A 23,840-nucleotide genomic window follows, 5' to 3' on the forward strand; every position below is an offset into this window, starting at 1 on the left:
CCAACTCCAGCAGACCAGTCGCTCGTTTGAATTGCCGTGCCCCCAGTTGACCTTTGCTCAAAAGGGCTTCTAGGTCGCTGCGGTCAGTGGCGCTTAACTCAAGATGACGTTTGTTCATTTGCGAATTGATCGGGGGTGGAGACGTTAATTCAGCCTATCGAACCCATCTACGATATGGCAATAAATTTACTTTCCAGAGTACTAAGGGATATGCATGAAAATAAGAGACCGTTTTGAAGCTCGGCGATATCTGGTTCCCCTTAGTAAGGCTACGGTGTACACACAAGTCGAGTAATGACTCAAGATATAGAGCCCTCATCCTAAATCCTTCTCCCTGGGGGAGAAGGATTTAGGATGAGGGCAAATGCAGCGTCTGGAGCCACTTTTCAGGCTAGATCCCTAGATGTGCATACACCGTAGCCTAGTAAGGGGAACCGTTAGGGAGGGATCTCGACATCTAGCGCTAGCAACCGCAGACCCCTCCGCCTTCGGCACCTCCCCTTGGTAAGGGGAGGATTTTGCTCAACTGTTTCTTGTCTGGGTTTTTATTTATGTGCAACCGCCTAATGTGTATCGTGATCAGGCCATTGCACTTGCTGAAGTGTTAGGAAGACCATTATGTGAGCTTTATGGTGAAGGGTAAAAACGGATAAAGAAAAGTCGTAAAAAATTGATTGAATAGTGTTCTAAAATCCCCCAAAGGGGATACAATTGCGGCAACTTTTCTGTAAGAGGGCTGCACCATGGCACGACCCAAAAAATCAGACACTACCCTCAACCTTGCCGCCAAAACCTACTGGCCTAAGACCACAGACCTGGTCAGCTTAGAGTTTATACTCAAGCCTGTGGCCAATAGCGACCTCTACGCCCAGTACACCATTGGCCTCCATGCCTGGTTTCTGCACCAGATGCGAGATATCGACCCAGAGCTATCCGCCTACATGCACGACGGCGAATCAGAAAAGCCCTTTAGCCTCACTGGTCTGGACGGTCAGTTTATCCCCCAAAGTCAATCGTTGCAGCTACAGCGAAATAAACCCTATCGCTGGCGGGTCAGTGCTCTCTGTAAGCCGGTAACTCAAGGGCTAGCCACCTGGCTACGGCAACTACCAGACGAGATTGTACTAAAAAATTCTCCTTTGACGATAGAATCTGTCAAGTTTGCTCATCCACCTACCACCTATGCCAAACTATTGCGGCAAGGCCAGAGTGGAGAAGGTAGCGTCAGCCTGAGTTTCCATAGTCCTACCAGCTTTCGCCGTAAGGGACATCATTTGCCATTACCGTGGCCCACCAATGTCTTTCACAGCTACCTGCGCCGCTGGAACCACTTTTCCAACAAACCCATTAATCAGGACGACTTTCTCGACTGGGTGGATACCTATGTGATCGTCACTCAGCATCAAATATCCACCACCAAAGTCGCCGTCGGCAAACAGGGTTCTGTAACCGGGTTTACGGGTGCAGTTACCTATGGCATTGACCGACGTGGCATTACTGAGAAACCGTTTGTCGCCATGTTTTACGCCCTCACCCAGCTAGCCCCCTACTGCGGCACAGGACACAAAACCACCTTTGGCCTTGGCGAAACGCAGCTAGGCTGGCACACAGCCCAAGCTGCACCACAGATACCCACCCAGCAGCGTTTGCTAGCCGAACGCATGGACGAGCTAACCGAGATATTTCTCTCCATGAAAAAGCGTCAGGGCGGACGACGCGCCATTGACACCGCAGAAACCTGGGCGACGATTGTGGCCCGACGAGAACAGGGAGACTCACTGCTAGAAATTGCAGATGATATGGAACTGGCCTATGAGACGGCAAAAACGTATTCGAAGTTAGCAAGGCGGGCGCTGAGGGAGTTGAATGATAGGGAAAAAAGATAATAAGGAGAGAGTGAGGATGGACTGGTATTGTGCCTTTTCCGGTTATTGATGCTTAGTAGAAGGGAGTAGGGGTGAGGGTAGTTGATGGCTAGAGTAATTTTGTAGACTAAGTCAAAAGCACTAGGGATTTGAAACTATGGCACTACAGCTAACAATAGATTATCCAGAGGCATTTCCTGACGCTTTAGGCCATACCCGAGAGCAGTTTGAGCAGGAAGCTAAATGGGCAATGGCGGTAAAGCTTTTCGAAATGCAGCGCCTTTCATCTGGAATGGCCGCTGTATTGCTAGGAGTTGATCGACTGACGTTTTTGCTTAAATTAGCAGACTATAACGTGCCTATGATTGACCTATCCGAGGCAGATCTAATGTCTGATCTAGCCAATGCCTAGATCGACTGAAACTATTGTGATTAATACCTCACCTCTGATCGCATTGATTGCAGCCTGGGGAGATTTACAGCCATTAGAACCTTTATATGATCAAGTATTGGTCCCATTTGAGGTGTGCCAAGAGATTCTTACAGGTGGTCCTGCAAATTTTGGCGTTCTAGAATTTCAGCAGACAACCTGGCTAAAAAAACAATTCGCTCCATTAAAAATCTCACCTTTATTGCTCAACTCGCTAGATTTGGGAGAAGCGTCTGTCATTCAGTTAGCTATGGATCAGGGAATTCATATTGTTTGTATTGATGAAGCTGTTGGTCGTCGAGTAGCCAGGTTGAGCGGCCTTTCCCTCACAGGGTCTGTTGGCATCTTGCTAAAGGCAAAACAACATAATTCAGTTTTGTCAGTCAAACAAGCAATCAACAATATGCAAATTCGCAACATTCGTTTAAGTCAAAGGGTGATTGACTTTGCGCTCAAGCAATCTGGTGAAGGCTAAAAGTTCCACATTCGAGGACACCACCTGCTTCACTTCTCATTTAAACGACTATGTAGCACGTTTTTACTCAATAAACAGCTTTCTTAGCAGTTGCAAGACGCTCTAATGAGGCCAGATTTTGACCATCAATCAAACAATCAGCAAACTTATCCAGAAGATTAGATAGAGCGTGGGCTATACCTCTCAGAAGAAAAACAACTTAGTCACCGTTCTTCTAGGGACGATGCACCTAGAAAAGTCATAGCTGTCAAATACTTAAAATCATACATATAGCGTGCCATAAAACAGCTATACATAGAACCCCTCACAATCGCGGCACCTGCTGTGCAATAACGACCAATCGGTCCTCTATCGATAAGATTAAAGATGCTGGAGGATTCACTTGGGTAATGCGTTCTCCTTGTTTTATGGACTCGATGGCTAACAATAATGCATCAGATTGTTGTTTCAGATGCTGAGCTAGCGCCCAATATTCCTTACCGACCCAAGTAGGCGGCATGGGGACTTCATAAATTTGATTGCCGCTTTGGACGGTTAATAGTTCGGCTAGAGCTTCTACTGAACCTTGATTGCGGGCTGATGTGGCAATCAGATGGCTCGATACTTCTTCGGTGACAATGACATCATCGACTCCGGCCAGCTTGAGTTGGACGTCGTTGCGCCGGTCTAACAGCTGCGCACAGGTGTAAATCGAAGGGTTCAATTTTTCGATGGTGAGGGCTGCTAGCACTGTCCGAGCATCTCGATCTTGGTCGGTGCGGGGATGGGTGGCATCTGCTAATAAAATTGCTCGCGAGGCATAGTTAATCCCTATGGTTTCAAGGATGTCGATCTTGGTATAGTCCTCGGGATAAAAGTACAGCTGGGATTGGTTGAGATGGCTCAGTGCTTGGGAGGGTTCATCGGTTGCTTCGGCCACAATCACTACAGCACAGCGATTCATAGCGCCATCGGCCAGTAGCTCTTCGACAATCAGATGGCCGCCTCGATTCCAGCCACAAATCACAATATGGTCGCGCAGTTCGTCAATTTCCAAAGCTTTAAAATCCATAAATGTTTCTAGTTTGCGCATCATGACGGCAGAAACAACGCCGGTAAATACGGCAAAGGTGGTGAGTCCACCCATCATCACCACCAGGGCAATCACACGGCCAATATCTGTTTGAGGATCGCCACCAACGGGCTCTCCGGCTACCAGGGATAAAAAGCTCCACCACATGGAGTCTCGTAAGGAGTTAAGGCTGGGATTATGGGGGGCTTCGAATAGATAGGTCGCTAAGCCGCTTGTGAGTACGATGAGGCCAATCACCATAAACACGCCTATTTGTAGACCAAGGCTGGTTGCGATCGCACTCGACAACCGCCCTAAGCTACGATTCAGCAAAATTCCTGCCCGTAGCAACCGCAAAATCCGCAGCAGTCGTAGCAATCGAAACGCGGTGATCATAGGCATCACTGCCAGCACATCCAGCCAGTAGTTACGCCAGAAACGCCGCTTTTTTCGCGCCACCCAATACCGGCAGCTCAACTCCAAAATAAAAATACTCGTTAGCCCCGCCTGAATATGATTCACCCAGCGAGTTGTCAACCCACGAGTTTCTAGAACCACCTCAAATACGACCAGAACTACGGATATTAAAATCAGTGTCACCAGCGCAATTTCAGTCTGAGGCGCATGAATAAAACGATCGATTGCCCCTTTTATCCGTAAAACATTGCGAACACCCTCAATCATAGAAGTAGAAACAGCTGGAGAATGGCATCCAGCATAGCCGTTAAAAGATACGATTATTAGATAGTTTTAGCAGCAATATCATAGGGATTCTAGCCATCACCCTAGCCATAGGTCGAAGGTCTGAAGAGCCCCTCATCAAGTCTTATCAACCATATTCTGCGTTTCCATCAATGAATCGCTATGCTTAGGTTTTAAGCATTTTTACGCAGCCACTCCCCAGTGAAATTATCGTTAAGATCACTGATTACGATTCCTTTGATTGCTCAGATCGTTGGCGTTACAGCAGTCACCGGTTGGTTAGCGCATCGTAATGGGCAAGAAGCCGTCGAGACATTAGCTTACCAGCTGCTTAATCAAACTGGAGAACATTTTCAGCACAAGCTAGAGACTTACACCTCTGTTCCACGACTCATCACGCAAGAAAATGAAGATGAACTGGCGTTACAGCAGCTAGACACTGAAAATCTAAACCGTTGGTTTCCCCACCTGTTTCGTCAAATTCAGCGGTTTCCAGAGGTTACCTACATTTACTACGGCGATGCTGACGGACGGTATGTGGAACTTAGCCGACTGCCCGACGATAGCCTGGAGTTTGCCATCAAAGATGACGCTGCAGACGAATTAGTCAAGATTTCTCCAGTGACGAGCGATGGTCGTCTGCAGACTAGGGCACCCAAAAACTCCTACGACCCCCGCCAACGGCCCTGGTATCAGATTGCGACTAATAACCAAAGTCCTCGATGGACGGGAATCTACGATTTTGAAGACCCATCACCCACCTTAGGAATTAGCTTTGTACGTCCCTACTTGGGCACTGATAACAGCTTTCAAGGCGTCCTAGGTGCAGACTTTACCCTTGATGCCATTGAAACCTTTGTGCGGCGGGTCCAAACTAGCCCTGCCAATGCCATGTTTCTTATGGACACCGATGGCAAAATTTTGGTCAGTTCCGCTGGACAACCTCCTTTCGATCAACCAACACCATCTGCATCAAATGAACAGGTTGAGCAACAAGTCTTAGTGGAAACCGCAGCTGAACATGTACTTAATCGGTTAACCAATCAGCCACTGCAGAGTGCACAGCAATTTAGCTTTCGGATTCAACGTGAAAATTACTGGGTACAAATCACGCCGTTTACCGATAACTATGGCCTCCATTGGCTAGGGGTATCCCTACTACCTGAAGCTGATTTTACCGGCCAAATTCGAGCCAATAGTCGCAATACCGTCCTGTTGTCGTTATTGGCCATGGCAATTTCTAGCGGGGTGAGTATTCTCATTGCTCGGTGGATTAATCGCCCCATCCGGCACCTGGGGCTAGCGACTCAGTCCCTGGCACAGGGTAATACCTCCCAGGGTCTCTTGCCATCTTCGATTCAGGAGTTAAACCTGTTGATCGATAGCTTTAATCGGATGGCAGATGATTTAAAGACATCGCGATCGCAACTAAAAACCTATTCTCAACAACTTGAGAGCCTGGTTGAGCGGCGCACCCAGGCACTGCAACACTCAGAAGAGACCTTTGCCAAGGTGTTTCAGGCCAGTCCCAATGCCATCACCCTCAGTACCCTGGATGAGGGACGCTATATCAAAGTCAACGATCGCTTTGTAGAGTTACTAGGTCTACCTAGAGAGAAGATTCTCGGCCACACCAGCACAGAATTAGGCATTTGGATTGAGCCAAAAACTCGTGAAGTTTTCCGTCAAGAGCTGATACACAACAGACTTCGAAATCAGGAGTGGTCTGTTCGCAACGCGTTGCGAGAGGTCAAAACTGTGCTCTTATCAGCTGAAATTATTTATTTTCAGGAAGAAGCCTGTGTATTGGTGATTGCCAATGATATTAGCGATCGCATTGCCAAACAAGAACAGCTTCGCCAAAGCGAAGAACGCTGGCAGCTTGCCTTAAAAGGGAATAATGACGGCATCTGGGATTGGAATCTGGCCTCAAATGAGATCTTTTACTCGGCAAGATGGAAGGAGATTTTAGGCTACTGCGACGACGAAATTCGTAATCATAAATCTGAATGGGAACGCCGTCTACATCCAGCTGATCGTGAGCGGGTGCTACGATCGACTCAGGCTCATCTAGCACAACAAACCTCGTTTTTTACGGAAGAATATCGTCTGCGCTGTAAAAACGGCCAGTATAAGTGGATTTTAGATCGTGGACAAGCGCTGTGGGATGCAACTGGCACCCCCATCCGCATGGTAGGCTCCCACACAGATATTAGCGATCGTAAACGCAACGAAGCCACAATTCAGCAGCAAGAACAATTCCTCCGCAGTATTTACAATGGAGTAGCGGTGGGAATTTTTGTGGTCGATGTACTAGGACATCACCAGTTTCGCTATGTAGACTCCAACGCCACCGTTGAGCGCATGTCTGGCACAAAACGACAAAGCCTGATTGACTCTACACCAGAAGATCTGTTTTCACCAGAAACCGCGATTGAAATTATTCATAAATATCAGCACTGTGTTGATTGTGGCCAACCCCGCACATTTGAAGAACAGTTGTTGATTAATCATCAATGGAACTGGTGGTTAACCACCCTCACCCCACTGCACAATAGCGAAGGAGATATCCATCGCATCATTGGCACCACAGTCAATATTACAGCTCGCAAAACCATTGAAGAAGAACTCGCCCAGCAAGTTCAAAGTGAAAGGCTACTCACAAAAATCAGTAATGAAATTCGCCAAAGCCTGAACACTCAGAAAACATACCAAACAACCGTAGAAGAGATTGGTCTGGCCTTTGGAATCAGTCGCTGCTGTCTGCACATCTATACGGATGCATCAGGGCCAAAATTAGACACTGTTGCTGAGTATTTGATCCCTGACTATAGCTCTCGAAAAGATTTTGAACTTCCCATTCTGCAAAGTTCTCATATCCAAACCGTGCTCTCCCAAGAAAATGCATTGGTCACTGACGATGTGGCCCAGACTGCTGAATTCCAACAGGAACTGGCCCTGTGGGAGCAACTGCACATCAAATCTATCATCGCTATTCGCACTTCCTATCAAGACCAGCCCAACGGTGTGATCGAAATTCATCAGTGCGATCGCCAACGTACCTGGTTAGCCTGGGAAATTGAACTCCTAGAATCCGTTGCCGCCCAAGTTGGAATTGCGATCGCCCAGGCACGCCTACTGGAACAAGAACATGCACAGCGCAAAGAGCTGGCTCGTCAAAATATTGCCCTAGAAACTGCCATTCAAGCCGCCGAACAAGCCAGCCAGGTCAAAAGTGAGTTTCTGGCCAACATGAGCCATGAATTACGCACACCTCTCAACGCGATTCTTGGCTTTGTTCAGATTATGCAGCGCGCCCTTAAGTACAATCCTGCCCAGTTTCAGCAAGACTCAGTCCAGCATTTAGACGTCATTCGAACCAGCGGCGATCATCTACTCACCCTGATTAATAGTGTTCTCGATATGGCCAAAATCGAGGCTGGCCGCACCCATCTTCACTCCCACCCATTCAATCTCCACAATTTACTCCAGTCAGTCACAGCAATGTTTCAGACCAAAGCCATGGAAAAGGGAGTGCTCTTAACCTGTGACTACGGCCCTGAGGTGCCTCAATACGTTCAAACTGATGAGGCCAAACTACGCCAAATTCTGATTAACTTGCTGGGTAATGCCATTAAATTCACCGATGATGGCCACATTACCCTCAAAGTGTATGGCCATGCTCCCCTGTGCATCGAAGTGCAAGATACTGGGCAGGGCATTGCCCCCCACGAACTTGAACATCTCTTCCAAGCTTTTTATCAAACCGACGCTGGCCGCCAATCTCAAAGTGGCACAGGGTTAGGGCTAGCCATTAGTCAAACCTACGTCGAACTTTTAGGGGGACACTTATCGGTCCAGAGTACTCTCGGCCAAGGCAGTACCTTTCAATTCAATCTACCCATCACCCCCATCGAACAACTGAAGGTTGAAGAAAATACAGCCCATCCAGTCGTTATTCACCTGGCTCCCGCTCAACCGAGCTACCGTATCCTCGTCGTCGAAGACCAGTGGAATAGCCGGACTCTGCTCGTTCAACTACTTGAGACCGTCGGATTTGAGGTGAGATCAGCCGCTAACGGCCAAGAAGCCGTATCTCTTTGGGAAGAATGGCATCCTCACCTGATTTGGATGGACATGCGCATGCCGATAATGGACGGATATGAAGCTACACAGCATATTCGTGCCAGCATCAAAGGTCAGGCACCAGCCATCATTGCTCTCACAGCCAGCGCTTTGGAAAGCGAGAAACAGATGGTCTTGTCCATAGGCTGTGATGATTTTGTACGTAAACCTTTCCAAGACAGCGTTATTTTTCAAAAGCTACAGCAACATCTGGGAGTGCAATACATCTATGAACATCAGCCACCTGGCAATACAGGTCTGTTATCATCCGACACTCAGCATCAAATTATCGCCCAGTTGCTCTCCTTACAGCCCCAGAACTGGCTCACCCAGCTCTATCAGGCCTCCGAACTGGGTGATGCAGCATGGGTCTCTCATCTAATTCAGGAAATACCAACAGCTGACCATCAATTAGCAACAGCGTTGAAAAAGCTAGTCAAAGGCTTCCGCTGTGACCTGATTGCAGAACTATCCGCTGCATCCATTGGAAGCCATAGAACCTGAGTTTATGATGAAACAATGCACAGGTAGCGTCACTATTGTTGATTAATTGTCTAAATACCCCCACTTCCACGCTTTCTCTAATTTTGAGCACCATGACTTCACTATCAGACGCATCAAAGAATTACGCTCTTTTTGGAGATATCTTGGTTGTGGACGATGTTCCTCCCAATCTAGACTTCCTATCCACCGTACTCACCCAACAAGGATATAAGGTGCGGAGCGCCATTAGTGGCCAAGTTGCCCTCAAAATTGCCAAAGCCGCCAGGCCAGACCTGATCTTATTAGATATTAAAATGCCTGGGATGGATGGCTATGAGGTGTGCCGATTGCTGAAAGCCAATCCGCTCACCCAAGAGATTCCGGTTATTTTTCTAAGTGCATTAGATCAAACCGATGACAAAGTCAAAGCATTTGGCCTGGGAGGCGTAGACTATATTCCCAAACCCTTTCATGCAGAAGAATTGTTAGCACGGGTCAGCAATCACCTCAAGTTGCGAGCCGCCCAGTCTGAAATCCAACAACTCAATACTGAACTAGAACAGCGGGTTATACAACGCACTGCTCAGCTAGAAATGGAAATAGGTGAGCGTCTGCGAATGAAAGAAGAAATGGTACACATGGCTACCCACAGTAGTCTGACAGAGTTACCTAATCGAGTCTTACTGGCTCAGCGCCTGCAACAGGTACTAAACCAGGCACAATCAAGTCAATCTCATAAACCTGCTTTGATTTTGCTGAAATGCAACAAGACTGAGCTAGTTAAAAACTCCCTGGGGCATCATGCTGTGGATCAGCTAATTATAGCTATGACCAGGCGATTAGAGTCCCTAATCGAGCCAGGTTCACTGTTAACTAATTTTGGTGAGGATACATTCTCAATCCTGATCGAAACATCTAATTCTCCGGAGGCAATCATCCAATTTGCCCAAAAGCTGCAACGAGAGATCAGCCACCCTTTTCGTATCAACAACGATTTAATTTATACTCAGCTTGATATTGGCATTGTTTTATATGCGAATCAATATACCCAATCCACGCATATGCTTAGGGATGCGAGTACGGCCTTATCCCAGGCTCAATCAGCAGGTGCTGGCAACATTCAGGTTTTCAATGCTGAAATGTATCAGCGGACTCTCTCCTTCTTTCATGTTCAAAATCAGCTACACCAGGCCTTACAGAATCAAGAATTAGTCCTTGTCTATCATCCGATTATTTCCTTAGCAGATAATTCTCTTAACGGTTTGGAAGCTCTGGTCCGCTGGCACCATCCTCAAAAAGGACTGCTTGTCGCTGATGATTTTATTCCGGTGGCCGAAGAAACGGAAATAATTCTTAAGCTAGACCGCTATGTATTACATCAGGCCTGTCATCAGCTAAAAGAGTGGCAAGATAAAAAATTACTGCACCCTTCATTTAGGTTACATGTCAATCTATCAGCCCAACAATTAACCCAAGGAGATTTTATTGACTATTTGGATGACATTCTGGCAGAAACGCAGATTGAGCATCACAATCTAGCGTTTGATATTACTGAATATGGGTTAATGCAAAAAACAGATGCGGTGATGGTTACCCTGGAAAAGCTCAAACGATACCAAATCATGGTGAGTATTGATGACTTTGGGACAGGCTCATCTTCTCTCAGCTATTTGTATAGCTTAAAAATCGAAAACTTAAAGATCGATCGTTCCTTCATCCTGCAAATGAACAATACAGCTAAAGGACTAAAGGTGATTAAAGCCATTGTTAATTTAGCCCATGAGCTGGGCATGACCGTAACTGCTGAAGGCGTGGAAAACTCGGTGCAATTGGCCACCCTGGAAACATTAGGCTGTGAATATATGCAAGGCTATTTGTGGGGCACACCTGTAGATAGCAGAACCATTACGGCTCAGCTGTAACAGAAAGGAGAAGAGCTGTTTATCCCCTTCTCAACCAAAACCTGATTACCATTAGAGCAACCGCCATCACAGTCACAAAAACGGCCATCACTTTACTTAACAAAGAACGATCGGTATCGGCAAAGTCTTCAATCGGTAAATACAGCATTTGAGCGCCAACAATTTCATTGAGTTTCCAACCAAACCCATTTTCGGTGCCATAGTGCTCAACCAGATTGGATTGAGCACGGCTTCTTTATAGGAATAGCGTCGATGTATTTATAAATAGTTCTTTTGTACTTATTTACTCCTCAGGTATGATAGGTTTCGTACCCGGATGCTTCGCTCAGATGGATAGCGCTGCCACGATTCCAGAAATACTGCCAGGGATTGAGTTAAGCGAGGAGCAGTGGGAGACACTGCAGTCCATTGAGGAATTTTTGCAAAGTCAGTCAAAGCTGTATTTGATGACAGGCTATGCAGGCACTGGAAAAACGACCCTGCTACAAGCCCTAGTCACCTACCTACGGGAGCAGGGCTGTGATTGGCCGATTGTGTTGACAGCTTTTAGTAATAAGGCCACTAAGGTTCTGAAAACCATGGCAGCTCAGTGGGATCTGAAGGTAGAGTCGCTGACCTGCTGTCGTTTGCTCGGGTTGAAACCGGTGATTGATACAGGCAGCGGCGAACAGATTTTTAAGTCGGTCAGTGACCAGCATAATCAGGTGCCAGACTATCGGCTGGTGATCGTGGATGAGTGTTCCATGATTAACCAGGAAATGTGGAAGCTGCTAGTGGAGGCCATTTCTCGGCTAGATATTCCCACCCAGATGCTGTTTGTGGGCGATCCGGCTCAGCTGCCACCGGTCAATGAAACGGAATCCTGCTGCTTTAGCCAGATTATGCATCAGTCGTCCCTGACTCAGGTCATTCGCTATGGCGGGGCAATTGGAGTAATTGCTGATGATATTCGCCGGAATATTGAACGGGCACAGCTACCGAGGTATGTCAGCGATGTCAGCGAAGATCGTACCGAAGGCTTTTTTGTCCTCCCCAAATATCCCTGGCGCGATGTACTTATCCGCGCTTTCACCTGCGACAACTACAAAGCCGATCCCAACTATGTCCGAGTCTTAGCTTACACAAATCAGCGAGTCAAAACATTAAATCGCGTCATCCGTCGCGCTATTTATGGCGATGATCTAGAACAGTTTGTGCCTGGAGAAAGACTGATTGCTAACAATCCGTGCCTTGAGGAAGGAGGGATTATTTTGCAAACCTCAGAAGAATGTGAAGTATTAGAAGTCAAGCCTGGAAAAATAGAAGACCTGCCCATCTGGGAACTTGCTGTTTACACAGAAGAAGGTAAATTCCAGACTCTCAATGTGCTGCAGGAAGTCAGTATCCCCGAATATGAGAGACGTTCACGCGACTATGCTAGCAACAAACAATGGGAGATTTTCTGGGAGTTTCGACAACAGTTTCACGATGTCAACTACGCATACAGCCTGACAGTACATAAAAGTCAGGGTTCAACCTTTCAGGATATCTTTGTGGACCTGCCAGACCTGATGAGAAACTCCAAGGTAGTCGAGCGCAATCAGCTATGTTATGTAGCGTTTACCCGTGCCGCCAAACGGGTCTTTATTTACCAGTAAGGGCTACCGAATCAAATCTAGGCCAAAACAGTGGCCCCATTAAAGTAGTCCTGTAGCTGCTGATCGTGATCGTGGGCCAGATTACCACGGGGAATGTCGTCTACTGCAAAGGCGGCAATTCTCATCACCTCAGCCTTATCTCGAATATGGAACTCGCCATCCACGTAGGCTTCAAGGGCGACACAGACTGAATCAAATCGCGGGTCACGCTCTGGGTGAGAGTATACGCCCACTAGACGACCGATGCTTAAGATATCTAAACCGGTTTCTTCCAGTAGTTCACGTTTAGCCGAGGTGGCAATGTCCTCACCCCAATCCACTAAACCACCGGGCAACCCCCAACGACCGCTATCACGGCGCTGAATCAAAACAATACGGCCATCAGGCAAAATCGGAATCACACAGGTACCAACCAAAGGCCGCCGTAATAGTAACCCTAACAGCGTGCGTAACGGTCGCCAGAATTGTGGCATGGGTTCAAAGCTCGTCGAGTTCAGCAAGAAGTTCAACCGGATGTTTTTCAGCTTTTACTTTGCGGTAGATCTTCTCCAGACATCCATCTGGGTCAATCACAAAGGTACTGCGACTGATGCCCATGTATTCCTTACCCATAAACTTTTTTAGACCATAGCTACCATAGGCAGTGGCCACCTTAGCGTCTTCATCCACCAGCAGTGGAAAGGGCAGGTCATGTTTGGCAATAAACTTTTGATGGGATTTGGCATCGTCTGCACTGACGCCTAAGACAACTACATCTTTTGCCTGATAGGCTGAATAGTTATCGCGGAAAGCACAGGCTTCTTTCATACACCCAGGGGTATTATCACGAGGATAAAAATATAGCACTACACGCTTACCCTTTAATTCTGCCAGGCTAACAGTATTCCCGTCAGCATCAGCCAAACTAAAGTCCGGAGCGGGATCGCCAACTTGCAAGGTCATTGAATCTGAGAGGTCTAAGGTTGCCCTTAAAATTGTATACCGTCTAGCGGAATGCTTGGGTGGTAGTGCCGCCAGGAAGCTCACAGGAAGATGGATAGGGCTCTTGTAGCTTTGATTAAAACTTGATACCCTCTTAAAAAGACCGATCGGTCTTTTAGTTGCTTGATTGAATTTTCTGTGTCAAAGGCTCAAGTCACGAGAGAGCATATTATTCAACAGGCCGCCGTTGTCTTTAATCAGCAGGGCTATGCAGGGACATCTATGTCCGACATTATGCAGGCAACAGGTCTCAAGAAAGGAGGTATTTACAACCATTTCAAAAGCAAAGATGACTTGGCTGTAGCTGCATTTGATTTTTCAGTGGGGCTTGTGCAGACCCATTACACAGAAGCTTTACGAGGGCAGCGCCACGCCATTGTGCGTTTAAGGACTATGGTGGCAGCGTTTTGTTCTTTAATGGCGAACCCTCCAACTGTCAAAGGAGGTTGTCCAATTTTGAATACAGCGATTGAAAGTGATGATACCCATCCCACTCTGCGTCGTCAGGCTCGTCAGGCCATGGATAATTGGCAGCGCCTGCTGGCCAAAATCATTACCCTGGGCATTAAGCATCAGCAAGTTGATGCCTCTACGGATCCTGAAGCCGTGGCTACCGTGATTATTTCTACGTTAGAGGGGGGACTAATGATGACTCAACTCTATGGTGCACCTGATCATTTGCGCCATGCTCAGCAACATTTGCTGGACTATATTGAAACGCTGAAAATCTAAGAATTCAATTCTTTGCCAATATCTACGTATTTTTTTGATGTCAAAAAGACCGATCGGTCTTTTTGACGAGTACCTTTTAATCCATAGGAGGCAACAATGCTGACGTTTTATTACCATCCCCTATCTCCAATTTCACGTCGAGTCTGGCTAGCCTTACTGGAAAAGGAGATTCCATTTAAGCCGGTGGTGGTGGATTTACCGAACAAAGAACATTTACAGTCGGAGTTTTTGGCTTTAAATCCATTCCACCATGTGCCGGTGATTCAGGATAATGACTTTCGGCTGATTGAGTCCCTGGCGATTCTTGATTATTTAGAACTTAAGTATCCCGAACCGACTTTAGTGCCTTCTTCTTGTGAAGCGATCGCAACAATGAAAATGCTGCAACTAGTGATTGTAAATGAGTTGATGCCCAAAATTTCCCAGGTGATCATGATGGCTGAACGTCCCCTTGCCCCAGGGTTAAACGAGCAGCTCCATCAAATTATGCAGTTTTTAGAAGCTTATTTAGTTCAACACACATACTTTGGCGGAGATACGCTCAATCTGGCAGATATTGTTGCAGGAGCAACTATTCCGCTATTTCAGCGATTAGGCTTTTCCCTCGCACCTTATCCGGTCCTGAGCCGTTGGTGCCAGGCAATCACGACTCGACCCGCCTGGAAGGTATCCAGCCCTAGTGATAGTGAGCTGGAAGCCTGGCAACAGGTAGTTCGACGGTGGATTCGGGTCAGTCAAAAACGACGGCAGCGGCAGGCAGTCTAGGGCAGATCGGTGTGACCCATAAGGTAGCGATCGCACTCCCGTGCCACCCCGCGCCCTTCATTAAACGCCCACACCACCAGGCTTTGACCACGACGGCAATCACCAGCTGCAAACACACCAGGAATAGATGTCGTGTACTGGTTATATTCAGCCTGAATATTGCTACGGCCATCCTGCTCTAGTCCAAGGGCATCAATCAGGGGCTGCTCTGGCCCCAAGAACCCCATGGCCAGCAGCACCAACTGAGTCGGAATCACTCGCTCTGACCCCGGCACCTGCTGCATGACAAACCGCCCTTGATCGTTCTTTTCCCAGGCCACATCGACCACATGAACCGCCTTAACATGGCCATTGTCATCGGCCTCAAACTTGGTGGCCGTAGATAAATAGGAGCGAGGATCGTCACCAAACTTGGCGGCCGCCTCCTCTTGACCGTAGTCCATCCGATAAACTTTGGGCCATTCGGGCCAGGGATTATTGGCAGCCCGCTCAGCCGGAGGTTTAGGCATAATTTCTAGCTGCGTCAGACTAGTACAGCCATGGCGAATCGACGTGCCCACACAGTCGGTACCCGTATCACCACCGCCGATAATCACCACATCCTTACCCGCCGCAGAAATCACATGTTCATTCTGGGTAGGATCGATGACCGCCTGAGTGTTTTTAGTCAAAAACTCCATAGCAAAGTGAACACCCTGAGCATCACGCCCTTCAATTGGCAGATCCCGTGGTCGCGTCGCCCCCGTGCAAAGAATGACGGCATCGTATTCCTTAACTAAATCCTCGGCAGGCAGATCCTTACCAATCTCGGTGTTGCAAATAAACCGCACACCTTCTTGCTCCAGCAATTTCAGCCGACGCATCACAACTGCCTCTTTCTCAAGCTTCATATTGGGAATGCCGTACATCAGCAATCCGCCCGGTCGGTCGGCCCGCTCATACACAGTCACCAGATGCCCAGCTTTATTCAGCTGAGCCGCTGCCGATAGACCCGCTGGCCCAGAACCAACAACAGCAACCGTTTTGCCCGTACGCTTAGCCGGAGGCTCTGCCGTTACCCAACCTTCTTCCCAGCCTTTATCGATAATGGCATGCTCAATATTTTTAATCGTGACTGGTGGATTATGAATCCCCAGCACACAGGACCCTTCACAGGGAGCTGGACATACCCGCCCGGTAAATTCAGGAAAGTTATTGGTCTTATGCAAACGGTCTAGGGCCTCTTTCCACAAACCACGATAAACCAGGTCATTCCACTCAGGGATGAGATTGTTGATCGGGCACCCACTGGCCATACGGTTAATGGTGTTGCCGGTATGGCAAAAGGGAGTGCCACAGTCCATACAACGCGCCGTTTGATTGCGCAGTTTCTCATCCGGCAAGAGCGTATGAAACTCCCGCCAATGATGAATTCGCATCAGCGGTGAGACATCTGGTGCCATTTCGCGAGCATATTCGAGAAAGCCTGTTGGTTTACCCATGGGAGAAATCGTCAGTAATGAATAGTGAGTGATCCAAAGAAAACGTTTTGAGTTTGAAGTGCTGAATTTTGAACTGAGGAAGAACCAGCATTTTTAGAGACTAGTGAACAATCTCACCTCTAAATTCAAAACCCAACACTCAAAATGTGTTAATTGCCTGCGACCCGTGCAACATCTTTAATGTTGGCTTCAAACGCCGCTGATAAAGCATCATCGCCACTCAGGCCATCTTGCAATGCCTGCTGCAGAGACTGAATCACTCGCTTATAGTCGCGAGGGATTACTTTGACAAACTTAGGTAAGTAAGCGTCCCAAGCATCCAGAACTTCTTTTGCCTTACGACTACCGGTATAAAGATGATGTTTGGCAATCATCTCACGCAGATCGGCAATCTCCTCTGCTTCCTCCAGACGTTCTAAATCCACCATCTCGGTGTTGCAGCGTGTTGCAAAGTCTCCAGTTTCGTCTAGCACATAGGCAATACCACCACTCATGCCCGCTGCAAAGTTGCGACCAGTTGAGCCTAGGACAACAACTTTGCCACCCGTCATATACTCACAACCATGGTCGCCGACAGCTTCCACCACCGCATGCACACCAGAGTTCCGGACACCGAAACGCTCTCCAGCCATGCCGTAGATATAGGCTTCACCACCTGTTGCTCCATAGAAAGCCACATTACCAATAATAATGTTGTCTTCAGGTACAAATGTGGAGGCCTTGGGTGGATAGACAATAAGCTTGCCACCACTTAAGCCTTTGCCGAGATAGTCATTTCCATCTCCCTCTAACTCCAGAGTCATACCAGCCGGGACAAAGGCACCAAAGCTCTGACCAGCACTGCCCTGGAATTTGAGACGTACGGTATCTTCTGGCAGTCCTTCCCAATGTCGCTTAGTAATTTCATTACCAACAATGGTGCCCACTACCCGGTTGATGTTACAAATCGGCAACGTGGCACTAACTGATTCACCATTTTCAATAGCAGGCTTACACAGATCCAACAACGTGGTGATATCCAGAGACTTCTCTAAACCATGATCTTGAGGGATCTGGCAGTAGCGTCCTACACTGTCATCGACATCAGGTTGCTCCAGAATCTTGGAGAGATTAACACCTTTTGCTTTCCAGTGCTCAACGGCTGACTTGACGTTGAGCCAATCGGTATGGCCTACCAGTTCGTCAAAGGTGCGCACACCTAGCTGGGCCATAAGTTCTCGCACATCCTGAGCGATAAACTGCATAAAGTTCACCACGTGGTCAGGATCGCCGATAAAGCTCTTACGTAGCTGTGGGTCTTGGGTAGCAATGCCAGCGGGGCAGGTATTCTTCTGGCAAACTCGCATCATGATACAGCCCAAAGAAACGAGGGGCGCGGTGGAAAAGCCAAACTCTTCTGCCCCCAGTAGTGCAGCCATCACTACATCGCGCCCGGTCTTCATTTGACCATCGGTCTCGACCACAATGCGACTTCGCAGGTTATTCAGAACCAGGGTCTGATGGGTTTCTGCCAGGCCTAGCTCCCATGGCAATCCAGCATGCTTAATCGAGGTTTGGGGAGAGGCTCCAGTACCACCATCAAACCCAGAAATTAACACCACATCGGCATGGGCTTTGGCCACACCAGCCGCAATGGTGCCAACACCCACCTCAGACACCAATTTGACGTTGATGCGGGCACTACGATTGGCATTCTTCAAATCGTGGATGAGCTCAGCTAAATCCTCAATAGAGTAGATGTCATGATGGGGGGGTGGCGAAATCAGACCGACACCGGGGGTGGAGTGACGGACTTTGGCAATCCAGGGATACACCTTACGTCCCGGTAGCTGCCCCCCTTCGCCAGGCTTTGCACCCTGGGCCATTTTAATTTGAATCTCTTTTGCTTTGGAGAGATAGAGACTGGTAACACCAAATCGGCCCGAAGCCACTTGCTTGATCGCGCTGTTTTTGGAGTCACCTCGCTCGTTGGTCCAGGTAAATCTCTCGGGATCTTCACCACCCTCACCCGTATTCGATTTACCGCCCACCCGGTTCATGGCAATGGCCAGGGATTCATGGGCTTCTTTGGAGATGGAACCATAGCTCATGGCCCCAGTTTTGAACCGACGAGTAATCGCTTCAATCGGCTCTACCTCATCAATCGGGATAGGCTGACGTGCCTTGAAATCCAGCAATCCTCGTAAGGTAAAGTGCTGTTTGCTCTGATCGTTAACCAGATTGGCATAACGCTTGTAGGTGTCGTAGTCACCTGAGCGCACCGCCTGCTGCAACGTGTGGATGGTATCTGGATTAAATAGGTGGGCTTCACCCTCTTTGCGCCATTGGTAGTCACCCCCCACATCTAGAACAGGAATATCACCTCGCTCAGCAAAGCCATGGCCGTGGCGCATAACCGCCTCTTGAGCAATCACATCCAGACCAATGCCTTCAATCCGGGAAGCAGTCCAGGTAAAGTACTGGTCGATTACACCTTGATTGAGGCCGATGGCTTCAAAAATTTGGGCACCGCGATAGCTTTGCAGGGTAGAAATGCCTATTTTAGAGGCAATTTTGATAGTGCCCTTAGTGACTGCTTTGATGTAGTTTTTGCAGGCATCGTCAGGGGTAATGTCCACCAGCATGCCATCGGCAATCATACCTTCAAGGGTTTCAAAGGCTAGATAGGGATTGATGGCGCTGCAGCCGTAACCTAACAGGACGGCAAAATGATGCACTTCGCGGGGCTCACCAGATTCAAGAATAATGCCGACACGGGTACGGGTACCCTCGCGGATCAGATGGTGGTGTAGTCCAGATACTGCCAGGAGGGCTGGGATTGGGGCATGCTCAGGGTCCATGCCGCGATCGGACAGGATAATTAAATTGGTGCCGGTTGCGATCGCAGCATCCACCTGTTCAAACAATGCCGCCATCGCCGACTCCACACCCTGGGCACCCGCCTTAGGATCAAAGAGAATCGGCAGAGTCAGGGCAGCGAACCCAGGCTCATCCACACTTTTCAGCTTAGCCAGATCATCATTACCAATCACCGGCGTCTTTAGCTGAATCAACCGACAGCTATCAGGTTGCGGGTCCAGCAAATTACGTTCTGACCCCAGAGTAGTGACCGCTGACGTAATAATCGCCTCACGAATAGAGTCAATTGGCGGGTTTGTCACCTGAGCAAACAGTTGTTGAAAATAGTCGTACAGCAGCTTAGGCCGATCTGACAGCACAGCCAAAGGCGTATCAGTCCCCATAGAACCAATCGCCTCCACCCCATTCTGCGCCATGGGTGTCAGCAACATCCGCAATTCTTCAAAGGTATAGCCAAAGGCCATCTGCCGCTGACGCAGCGTGCCACTACTTGACGCTTCCACCTGGGGGATTTTTGCAGACAATGTCGGCAAGGTCAGCTGATGCTGATCTAGCCACTGACGATAGGGCTGAGCGTTAACAATCTCTGACTTGACTTCTTCATCACCAACAATGCGGCCAGCCGCCATATCCACCAAGAACATGCGCCCTGGCTGCAGCCGACCTTTTTCCAAAACCTGCTCTGGTCCTACAGGCAACACCCCGGCCTCGGAGGCCATAATGACCCGGTCATCTTTGGTCACATAGTAGCGAGAAGGTCTGAGACCATTGCGATCCAGCACAGCCCCAATCATCGAACCATCGGTAAACGCCACCGATGCTGGGCCATCCCAGGGCTCCATCAGACAGGCATGGTACTCATAGAATGCTTTACTCGCATCATCCATGGACTCATGCCCGGTCCAAGGCTCGGGGATCATCATCATCATGGCGTGGGGGAGCGATCTCCCCGCCAACACCAACAGTTCTAAAGCATTGTCAAAAATGGTCGAGTCACTGCCATTAACATTAATGACTGGCTTCACCTTAGCCATATCATCACCAAACAGCTCTGACTCAAACATCGACTGTCGAGCGATCATCCAGTTAATGTTGCCGCGCAGAGTGTTAATCTCACCGTTGTGGGCGATGTAGCGATAGGGATGAGACCGCTCCCAGCTAGGGAATGTATTAGTACTAAAACGAGAATGCACCAAAGCTAGAGCGCTTTCAAACTCAGGATCGCTTAAATCCGGGAAAAAGTCTCTCACCTGGGGCGGTGTCAACATTCCCTTATAAACCATCGTGCGACACGACAAACTAGCCGGATACCAGTAGGTATCGTGCCCAGACTTACCAATAGCGGTGTAGGCCAGCTTACGAATAACATAGAGCTTGCGTTCGAAGGCCAGCTCATCTTCCAGATCAGCCGAACGTTCAATAAATACTTGCTGCATATGGGGCTCACTCGCCTGAGCCGTGGCCCCTAAGGCACTATTGTCTGTCGGAACATCGCGCCATCCCAACACCTTTTGCCCCATCTGAGCTGCCACTGACTCAAACCGACGACGACTCTCAGCCCGAACCGCTGCATCCGGTGACGTAAAAATAATGCCTGCCCCATATTGACCTGGAGCGGGTAACCGAAACCCCTCTACCCTCGCCACCTTCTGCAAAAATTGATGGGGAAGCTGCACGAGAATACCAGCACCGTCTCCGGTGTTCGCTTCACTACCACAGGCTCCACGATGTTCTAAATTGCAGAGAATTTGTAGCCCTTGTTGCACAATCTCATGGGAAGCTAGTCCCTTCATTTGCACAACGAACCCGACTCCGCACGCATCGTGCTCAAACTGAGGATCATACAGACCCTGCTTAGGCGGCAATTGGTGACTAGTCATAGAAGTGTTTGACAAACGCGCAAGTATTGATTAAGAATTCCCAAGGGCAGCTAGAGAAACTGAGCTTGTCGGGAACGCCACAGTAACACAAGCCGCTTCATCAACATCGCCCAAGACAATTCAAGATGAGTTTTCATTCTCTAACGAGAAAAGCAGTTTTGCACTAATCCTTAATAAAACTGTCAAATTGTTAAACGTGCTGTCCTACCATACACGTCTACTTGACAAGTCCTTCTAATGGACCATTCGTGAGCGGATCTCGCAGATTGTTGTTAAGCGCAGATGTATCGACCTATTGAATGTTTAGTTTTGATACAAAATGATCTGATTCATGTTGTTTTTTGGGTTCTAGCGACGTTCTCCTGTTGTTCTGAGATCTTTGCCGCACAATAGTATCCTTAGTTACAAGGCCAGCAATAGTTAACTCAAGGAGTCTCATGGAAAAGCTTTCTCCCACAATCATCTATGAGAACTTAAATGATCTAGAAAAGGTTGATACAGTGACCAGCGCTCGCTATCGGCAGTTAGCCCAGGCTGTATTAGCTGATCTCTCCGTTAGTGAAACCCTGCGACAGAATATTGCAGAACGCTTACAACAGGCTAATCACTTATTAGCCCTAAAAGATGTTGATGGTGATGAGAGTTACTAAATAAAAGGCTTAAGGTTTGAGTTCAGTGCTGGCAATCCTGTAAGTAGGTCAGCGGCAGTTAGTTTTGCCCAAAATACAGACTGTCATTGACCTACCACCCTGCTCGGTGTCAGGGTGGTAGGTCAATGACAGCAATCTTCTTGTGGCCTAAGTGAGGTCCTGCCACCACCAGAACGTCATCTATCGTTGATCAAGTCAAACGGCCCTGGGAAACAGTCGGTCAATTTTTGGCTAGACAGATGAGCCGTCATTGGATGCGTTGGGAATCGATGGCATTGATTCTGTAGTGCTGGACTACTGAGTTAACAGTAGTCAGCCTGGCAGGGGCATCATTCCATGGCACATCGTAGTCAGCAGATTATATGGAATTCAATAGTTTTCATTGGAACCATCCTCATCACAGGATTGACGAGTAGCTGCACCCATCAACCTACAGGCACAAGGATAGCGGAGGTTCCACTCCAAGCAATAGAGCAGGAAATGGCAACAGAGCAGCGGTCTCCTGATGATACGACTCGCTATCGAGCCGCCGCCCAAAGGACAGCTATCACTCGACTTTACGATGCCAGTGGCAGGGAACTGGCCCATTTTGAAGGAGAATTTATCAGCTTTAGTCAGGATGGGCAATCCCTTTTAGCCTATGCCGATGGCGATTATTCCATAACTCAACTGTATGACCTGGCTGGGAACAAGCTGGCCAGTCTGAACGGCGGCTTTAGAAAGCTGAGTCAGGATGGACGGTGGATTATATAGTTTATGCCGACAGCGATGCTAGTACTCGACTCTATGACTCCACTGGCCACGAATTAAGCACGTTTCGGGGCGACTTTCAAGGCTTTAGTCCCGATGGTCAACAGCTGGTCACCTTCTCTTATGACGATGCGACTACACGGCTTTATGACACCAATGGCAACAGACTCGCCAGTTTACCAGGTAGATTCCGAGGCTTTAGTCACGATGGCCAGTGGCTGATAGTTGATACGGGAGATGACTCCAGCACTCAATTTTATGATCAATCTGGTCAGGAAATCGCAACCTTTGAAGGTGGGTTTAGATACTTTAGTGAGCACCAACAACGGCTGATAACCTATAGCAGGCTGAACACTCGGCTTTATGACACCAATGGCAACCCACTCGTGAGCTTTCCAGGCGAGTTCACACACTTGAGTGAGACGGGTACACGGCTGGTGATCTATTCCTACGACGATTTAGCCTACCGGGTTTATGACAGTACTGGCTCACAACTCGCCAGCATACAGGGTGCCTTTAAGGGACTCAGTCATGATGGTCAGCGACTGGTGAGTTATGCCTACGATGAGGCTACCAACCAACTCTATGACTCCACTGGCAAAAAACTAGCTAACCTTGATGGTGAATTTAGAGGCTTTACGGATGATGGTCAGCAGCTCCTCATCTATTCACCTCAAGAACGGTCGACACTGTTTTATGATTTGAACGGGAACCTGCAGGATATACGTCTTAAAGGACGATTTAGTGAGTTTCATCCTCAAGATGATCTGTTGGTGACAACCCTGATGGACCAAGATATAAGCCGGGTTTATGACCAATTAGGTAATTTTTTGGCGGAATTTCCTGGCTCTGTTTTTGATACACAAGAACAGTTTGGTCATGAGCTGGATGCGCAAATAGATGAGGTACTTGGGTTTACCCCTGATGGCAAGCATTTGCTCACCATTGATCAAGATGGTGTGGTGCATCTATGGCCCTTGAATTACCTCTGATGGATCAAGCTTATATTCTGATAGAGCAACAACTCCTTAGAGAGAGAATACTGCGGAGGG

Annotated in this window: 16 protein-coding genes and 1 pseudogene; 11 read left to right on the plus strand and 6 right to left on the minus strand. The window is 48.2% G+C overall.

The window, feature by feature from the left end:
- The first annotated feature begins 743 nt into the window (after nt 1-743).
- The 3 genes from cas6 (at nt 744) to N836_RS65180 (ending at nt 2,770) form a co-directional block, all read left to right on the plus strand.
- On the plus strand, nt 744-1,886 hold the full coding sequence (cas6, locus tag N836_RS65170) for a CRISPR-associated endoribonuclease Cas6 (RefSeq protein ID WP_023075571.1): 1,143 nt from the start codon (nt 744-746) through the stop codon (nt 1,884-1,886).
- A 136-nt stretch (nt 1,887-2,022) separates the two neighbouring features.
- Entirely contained in the window at nt 2,023-2,277 is a 255-nt protein-coding gene (locus tag N836_RS65175) for a UPF0175 family protein (protein WP_023075572.1), read from the plus strand.
- A complete protein-coding gene (locus tag N836_RS65180) occupies nt 2,270-2,770 on the plus strand; it encodes a DUF3368 domain-containing protein (protein ID WP_023075573.1) in 501 nt (166 codons plus the stop codon). Before N836_RS65175 ends, N836_RS65180 begins: the two co-directional genes overlap by 8 nt.
- A 304-nt stretch (nt 2,771-3,074) precedes the next feature.
- On the opposite strand, the gene N836_RS65185 is transcribed toward N836_RS65180, so the two are convergent.
- Nucleotides 3,075-4,505, minus strand: a complete 1,431-nt coding sequence (locus N836_RS65185) for an ion transporter (protein ID WP_023075574.1) — start codon at nt 4,503-4,505, stop codon at nt 3,075-3,077.
- Between the two features lie 255 nt (nt 4,506-4,760).
- Here N836_RS65185 and N836_RS73810 point away from each other — a divergent pair, with 255 nt between their 5' ends.
- Complete coding sequence (locus tag N836_RS73810) at nt 4,761-9,152, plus strand: PAS domain S-box protein (RefSeq protein WP_161635031.1); 4,392 nt, start codon at nt 4,761-4,763, stop codon at nt 9,150-9,152.
- Between the two features lie 92 nt (nt 9,153-9,244).
- Nucleotides 9,245-11,053: a putative bifunctional diguanylate cyclase/phosphodiesterase gene (locus N836_RS65190; RefSeq protein WP_023075576.1), complete on the plus strand. Its 1,809-nt coding sequence runs from the start codon at nt 9,245-9,247 to the stop codon at nt 11,051-11,053.
- Between the two features lie 19 nt (nt 11,054-11,072).
- On the opposite strand, the pseudogene N836_RS78275 reads toward N836_RS65190, so the two are convergent.
- Nucleotides 11,073-11,270 (minus strand): annotated as a pseudogene (locus tag N836_RS78275) (c-type heme family protein); the annotation flags it as partial.
- Between the two features lie 112 nt (nt 11,271-11,382).
- Between N836_RS78275 and N836_RS65195 the strand changes: the two are divergent.
- On the plus strand, nt 11,383-12,690 hold the full coding sequence (locus N836_RS65195; RefSeq protein WP_023075577.1) for an ATP-dependent DNA helicase: 1,308 nt from the start codon (nt 11,383-11,385) through the stop codon (nt 12,688-12,690).
- 17 nt (nt 12,691-12,707) lie between these two features.
- Here the strand turns inward: N836_RS65195 and N836_RS65200 are convergent, their stop codons facing one another.
- The gene (locus tag N836_RS65200) at nt 12,708-13,163 is read right to left on the minus strand and encodes an NUDIX domain-containing protein (RefSeq protein WP_023075578.1); all 456 of its coding nucleotides are present in this window, start codon (nt 13,161-13,163) and stop codon (nt 12,708-12,710) included.
- A gap of 4 nt (nt 13,164-13,167) precedes the next feature.
- On the minus strand, nt 13,168-13,632 hold the full coding sequence (bcp, locus tag N836_RS65205) for a thioredoxin-dependent thiol peroxidase (RefSeq protein WP_023075579.1): 465 nt from the start codon (nt 13,630-13,632) through the stop codon (nt 13,168-13,170).
- A gap of 177 nt (nt 13,633-13,809) precedes the next feature.
- On the opposite strand from bcp, the gene N836_RS65210 reads away from it, so the two are divergent.
- Both N836_RS65210 and N836_RS65215 read left to right on the plus strand, forming a co-directional pair.
- Entirely contained in the window at nt 13,810-14,403 is a 594-nt protein-coding gene (locus tag N836_RS65210; protein ID WP_031293916.1) for a TetR/AcrR family transcriptional regulator, read from the plus strand.
- A gap of 96 nt (nt 14,404-14,499) precedes the next feature.
- A complete protein-coding gene (locus tag N836_RS65215) occupies nt 14,500-15,168 on the plus strand; it encodes a glutathione S-transferase family protein (protein ID WP_023075581.1) in 669 nt (222 codons plus the stop codon).
- On the opposite strand, the gene gltD is transcribed toward N836_RS65215, so the two are convergent.
- Together gltD and gltB are read right to left on the minus strand one after the other, a co-directional pair.
- Complete coding sequence (gltD, locus tag N836_RS65220) at nt 15,165-16,649, minus strand: glutamate synthase small subunit (RefSeq protein WP_023075582.1); 1,485 nt, start codon at nt 16,647-16,649, stop codon at nt 15,165-15,167. The genes N836_RS65215 and gltD overlap by 4 nt on opposite strands.
- Before the next feature lie 149 nt (nt 16,650-16,798).
- Entirely contained in the window at nt 16,799-21,388 is a 4,590-nt protein-coding gene (gene gltB, locus N836_RS65225) for a glutamate synthase large subunit (protein WP_023075583.1), read from the minus strand.
- Between the two features lie 437 nt (nt 21,389-21,825).
- On the opposite strand from gltB, the gene N836_RS65230 reads away from it, so the two are divergent.
- From N836_RS65230 to N836_RS65235, 3 genes are all read left to right on the plus strand, one after another.
- On the plus strand, nt 21,826-22,038 hold the full coding sequence (locus N836_RS65230; RefSeq protein WP_023075584.1) for a hypothetical protein: 213 nt from the start codon (nt 21,826-21,828) through the stop codon (nt 22,036-22,038).
- Nucleotides 22,039-22,518: 480 nt separating this feature from the next.
- Nucleotides 22,519-22,791, plus strand: a complete 273-nt coding sequence (locus N836_RS0139235) for a hypothetical protein (protein ID WP_023075585.1) — start codon at nt 22,519-22,521, stop codon at nt 22,789-22,791.
- Nucleotides 22,779-23,780, plus strand: coding sequence for a WD40 repeat domain-containing protein (locus N836_RS65235; RefSeq protein WP_023075586.1), 1,002 nt, complete (start codon nt 22,779-22,781; stop codon nt 23,778-23,780). Before N836_RS0139235 ends, N836_RS65235 begins: the two co-directional genes overlap by 13 nt.
- Nucleotides 23,781-23,840: the final 60 nt, after the last annotated feature.

It is taken from the genome of Leptolyngbya sp. Heron Island J (assembly GCF_000482245.1).
Lineage (GTDB): Bacteria > Cyanobacteriota > Cyanobacteriia > Phormidesmidales > Phormidesmidaceae > Leptothoe.

Excerpts from the sequence above, each read along its gene's own strand:
- N836_RS65185 (WP_023075574.1), bottom strand. The coding sequence starts at position 4,505 with ATGATTGAGGGTGTTCGCAATGTTTTACGGATAAAAGGGGCAATCGAT.
- N836_RS65175 (WP_023075572.1), top strand. The coding sequence starts at position 2,023 with ATGGCACTACAGCTAACAATAGATTATCCAGAGGCATTTCCTGACGCT.
- bcp (WP_023075579.1), bottom strand. The coding sequence starts at position 13,632 with ATGACCTTGCAAGTTGGCGATCCCGCTCCGGACTTTAGTTTGGCTGAT.
- gltD (WP_023075582.1), bottom strand. The coding sequence starts at position 16,649 with ATGGGTAAACCAACAGGCTTTCTCGAATATGCTCGCGAAATGGCACCA.
- N836_RS0139235 (WP_023075585.1), top strand. The coding sequence starts at position 22,519 with ATGGCAACAGAGCAGCGGTCTCCTGATGATACGACTCGCTATCGAGCC.
- N836_RS65230 (WP_023075584.1), top strand. The coding sequence starts at position 21,826 with ATGGAAAAGCTTTCTCCCACAATCATCTATGAGAACTTAAATGATCTA.
- N836_RS65190 (WP_023075576.1), top strand. The coding sequence starts at position 9,245 with ATGACTTCACTATCAGACGCATCAAAGAATTACGCTCTTTTTGGAGAT.
- N836_RS65215 (WP_023075581.1), top strand. The coding sequence starts at position 14,500 with ATGCTGACGTTTTATTACCATCCCCTATCTCCAATTTCACGTCGAGTC.
- N836_RS65200 (WP_023075578.1), bottom strand. The coding sequence starts at position 13,163 with ATGCCACAATTCTGGCGACCGTTACGCACGCTGTTAGGGTTACTATTA.
- N836_RS65195 (WP_023075577.1), top strand. The coding sequence starts at position 11,383 with ATGGATAGCGCTGCCACGATTCCAGAAATACTGCCAGGGATTGAGTTA.
- cas6 (WP_023075571.1), top strand. The coding sequence starts at position 744 with ATGGCACGACCCAAAAAATCAGACACTACCCTCAACCTTGCCGCCAAA.
- gltB (WP_023075583.1), bottom strand. The coding sequence starts at position 21,388 with ATGACTAGTCACCAATTGCCGCCTAAGCAGGGTCTGTATGATCCTCAG.
- N836_RS65180 (WP_023075573.1), top strand. The coding sequence starts at position 2,270 with ATGCCTAGATCGACTGAAACTATTGTGATTAATACCTCACCTCTGATC.